Annotated in this window: 3 protein-coding genes and 1 pseudogene; 3 read left to right on the plus strand and 1 reads right to left on the minus strand. The window is 43.6% G+C overall.

The window, feature by feature from the left end; all coding sequences use genetic code 11:
• Window positions 1-140 (plus strand): annotated as a pseudogene (locus tag F6J94_RS31755) (DUF4330 domain-containing protein); the annotation flags it as partial.
• A gap of 94 nt (window positions 141-234) precedes the next feature.
• On the opposite strand, the gene F6J94_RS31760 reads toward F6J94_RS31755, so the two are convergent.
• Window positions 235-783, minus strand: a complete 549-nt coding sequence (locus tag F6J94_RS31760) for a hypothetical protein (RefSeq protein ID WP_293047546.1) — start codon at window positions 781-783, stop codon at window positions 235-237.
• Between the two features lie 26 nt (window positions 784-809).
• Here F6J94_RS31760 and F6J94_RS31765 point away from each other — a divergent pair, with 26 nt between their 5' ends.
• Together F6J94_RS31765 and rpoD are read left to right on the plus strand one after the other, a co-directional pair.
• Window positions 810-1,478 (plus strand): polysaccharide deacetylase family protein, encoded by a 669-nt coding sequence (locus tag F6J94_RS31765; protein ID WP_293047548.1) that lies wholly within the window; start codon window positions 810-812, stop codon window positions 1,476-1,478.
• 922 nt (window positions 1,479-2,400) lie between these two features.
• Window positions 2,401-3,522, plus strand: a complete 1,122-nt coding sequence (gene rpoD / locus F6J94_RS31770; protein ID WP_071102452.1) for an RNA polymerase sigma factor RpoD — start codon at window positions 2,401-2,403, stop codon at window positions 3,520-3,522.
• Window positions 3,523-3,684: the final 162 nt, after the last annotated feature.

A 3,684-nucleotide genomic window follows, 5' to 3' on the forward strand; every position in this document is an offset into this window, starting at 1 on the left:
CCATCTTTGGTGATTGTTGCTTTACCACCTAAGATGGAGTAGTCCTGGGGAATAGCAAGATTAAAATTGGTACCCCAGTAGAGTTAGAAGGTAGAGATTATAATTTCAATGCCAGTGTGATTAATGTCAGAGTAGAATAGTCACGAGTGATGGGGTGAATGGAACTAAGAATTTATCCCATACACCCCACACGCTTCGCACCCGCAAGGGAGCCCTTGTCCTCATTTGTTGACCTCACTTAGTATCAGCTTTTTCCACCGAAGCATCATTGATTCCCAGGGTAAGCCTTAGAGGTTTCCGGTAAGGATAGGCTCTAGCAACTTGCCGGTAAACGTCATAGTTAGTAGGTAGTGTAACTGTCTGTGCCCCCTCTTTATAGGTGATCTTGTATTTAACTGTACGCAACAGCTCTGGCTTGCTAGGCTTATGATGAAGTGGCTGACGCTGTTCTACCTCATCAATGGTTGGTTTTGGTGGGACAACTGGCCACCATAACCCCTTGTCATCAGGTCCTGTGACAGCACCTTGTGGTTTCTCACCATTGCGGTTAACTACGGACTTGGAAGCAAACTCCTCAACATCGGGATCTCTATCAGTTGTTGAATTAATAGAATACTCAACTCGCCAGGTTAAGGTGGTCAGTGCTGTAGCTTCATACTCAGTAATAATCACAGTGTTACAACTGCTAAGCACTACTGCTACACAAAAGCCGATCAACATCAAGATAATCTGGCGACGCCGCAACATGCGATCAAGTAGGACATGGAAACTAGTCAAATTCACTCCACCCCATCCAAACTTACGACTAAATGCAATTTGCTCCTCTCTACCCTATTCTGTCCCAAATTCTCAAACCTGCCTTTCCCAATTGCCTGTGGTCAGGAGCAACGGATTCACCTGCGATCGCACTGACCTTCGATGATGGACCCCATCCACACTACACTCCCAAGTTACTGCAAGTCTTAGACCGCTACCAAGTCAGAGCCAGTTTTTTCTGGTTGGGCGTTTGCGTAAACCAAGCCCCCAGTGTCGCCAGAGAGGTTTACCAACAAGGTCACTGGTTGGGACTCCATGGATATTACCATCAGTCTTTTCCCTTTCTAAAACGGGATGCCCTTCAGCAGAGTTTGCTCCTTACCCAAGACGCGATCGCTAAAGCTTGTCAGATTCACCCAGACAAGGTACAAGACGTTCGTCCCCCTAACGGATTATTTACGCCCCGAACCTTGAATATACTGCACCAGTGGAACTATAGATCAGTAATGTGGAGTGTTGTTCCAGAAGACTGGAAACGTCCTGGTGTCAGTATAATCGTGGAGAGAGTCCTAAAGCAGGTTCAAAACGGTTCCCTGATCGTCCTACATGATGGTTATTATGGAGGACAAGATGTGGTTGAAACTACGGCTGAGTTAATTCCTCAGCTATTGAACCAAGGTTACAAATTTGTTAGCATTGACCAGCTATGGCAGGAAAATTAGTAGTTTTGTTAATTGACTTACGGTGTTCTCACTCACTGCACCGTAAACTCCTATAACAACTGCTTTGCTAGACGCAACCGGTTTTCCATCTCATTACTCCTGTAGTGAAGTGAACTACTTGATCCAATTACCTCCTCTATATACTTCATATAGAGTAGACTATCCAGTTTAACGCTATATGTAGTGCTCAGCTAATCTGATCAATTTTAAAAACAATGAGCAAACTGTAAAAATTAAAATTAGAAATTAAAATAATGATCAACCGAAAGCTCCATCGGACTAGGAGACTTGCTTCCCCTACGCAATGTTCCTATCGTCTTTCTCTGGAGTATTTCCGATGCCCTGGTTCACCATTCCCTTACGGAGGAATACCGAATTAGGAGCTGGTTAAATAAACTTACTTGGCAGTACTTTCACTTAGCGTGTTACTACATTGGCTAGGGTTATGTGTTACAAGAGTAATGCAAAATAATCATTACCTAGAGCCAGAGCTTGTCAATGGTTATCATACAGGATAAGTTAATTAACCTAGTGAAGTCCAACTGTTGGGTTTTATAGAACATTAGTACTAAAATAGTGACTATATTATAGGCATAAGGGAAAGTGGGTAATGATTGCTACACTTTCTCAAAGCTTTTGACTAGATAAATAAGCTAAATTTTTCAGATAAACACTAGAGCAAAATTTTGTAAATAAGGCTACAATCAAAAAGTCTTCCCAAAATTCAGTATTAACACTTAAATGGATAGTAGATTCACTGCAAGTTAAGTCCAAGGAAATAGAGTCGATCTAATTCCTACCGCTGAAGCGATTCGACCCACCATAGGGTGCAACAAACAAGGTTCTCACTGACTAAGCTATCTTAAGTAGATCAACGGACATCATCTACTGGTCTGAAACTGAAGGAGCATGAGGAAAAAACATGACCCAGGCAAATGAATTACTCGCAACAATCGCTCAACCTCAGAGCGATTTAGAAGTCTTGATTGAGGATGACGTGAACCGAGATGATTTGGTGGACGCTCAACCGGATGAGGAAAATACTAAGCCTGGTAAGGGGCGATCTAACCGTCGCCGAACCCAAAGCAAAAAGAAGCACTATACAGAAGATTCAATTCGCCTCTATTTGCAGGAAATTGGCAGGATTCGTCTACTCAGAGCTGATGAAGAAATTGAATTAGCCCGTAAAATTGCTGATTTGTTGGAATTAGAACGAGTGCGGGAGCGCTTGTCTGAACAGTTAGAGCGGGAACCTGGAGATCGGGAATGGGCAACAGAGGTCGATATGGAGCTGCCAGCTTTCCGTTACCGCTTACACGTCGGTCGGCGGGCTAAGGAAAAAATGGTGCAGTCTAACCTCCGTTTGGTGGTTTCCATCGCCAAAAAATATATGAATCGAGGACTCTCATTCCAAGACTTGATTCAAGAAGGTTCTCTAGGTTTAATCCGGGCTGCGGAAAAATTTGACCACGAAAAAGGCTACAAGTTTTCCACCTATGCTACCTGGTGGATTCGTCAAGCTATTACTCGTGCCATTGCTGACCAGTCCCGGACTATCCGCTTACCCGTTCACCTTTATGAAACCATCTCGCGGATCAAGAAAACCACTAAACTCCTTTCTCAAGAAATGGGTCGCAAGCCCACAGAAGAGGAAATTGCAGATCGGATGGAAATGACCATCGAGAAGTTGCGATTCATTGCCAAATCAGCCCAACTTCCCATCTCCTTAGAAACACCTATTGGTAAAGAAGAAGACTCCCGCTTGGGAGACTTTATTGAAGCCGATGGTGAAACCCCAGAAGATCAGGTTTCCAAAAATCTACTCCGGGAAGACCTAGAAAGTGTCCTTGATACCCTGAGTCCCCGGGAACGTGATGTACTGCGTCTACGCTATGGATTAGATGATGGACGGATGAAGACTTTGGAAGAAATCGGCCAAATCTTCAACGTGACGCGGGAACGGATTCGGCAAATTGAAGCCAAAGCTCTTCGCAAACTACGCCATCCAAATCGCAATAGCATTCTCAAGGAATATATCCGATAGAAAACCCTGCTGCTTGATAGCAATCAGGGTTTTCTGTTATCGTTGCATCTAGTGGGTGGGGAATAGGGATTCATATGAAGTCTGGTTAATCACATATAATACGGTTGGTGCCATGCATGTTAATTGTCAATTGACTCCTAACAATTTTTAATTTTCAATTTT

It is taken from the genome of Moorena sp. SIO1F2 (assembly GCF_010672755.1).
GTDB lineage: Bacteria > Cyanobacteriota > Cyanobacteriia > Cyanobacteriales > Coleofasciculaceae > Moorena.

What these genes read in the sequence shown, in the direction of transcription:
- rpoD (WP_071102452.1), top strand. Translation starts at nt 2,401, where the DNA reads ATGACCCAGGCAAATGAATTACTCGCAACAATCGCTCAACCTCAGAGC.
- F6J94_RS31765 (WP_293047548.1), top strand. Translation starts at nt 810, where the DNA reads ATGCAATTTGCTCCTCTCTACCCTATTCTGTCCCAAATTCTCAAACCT.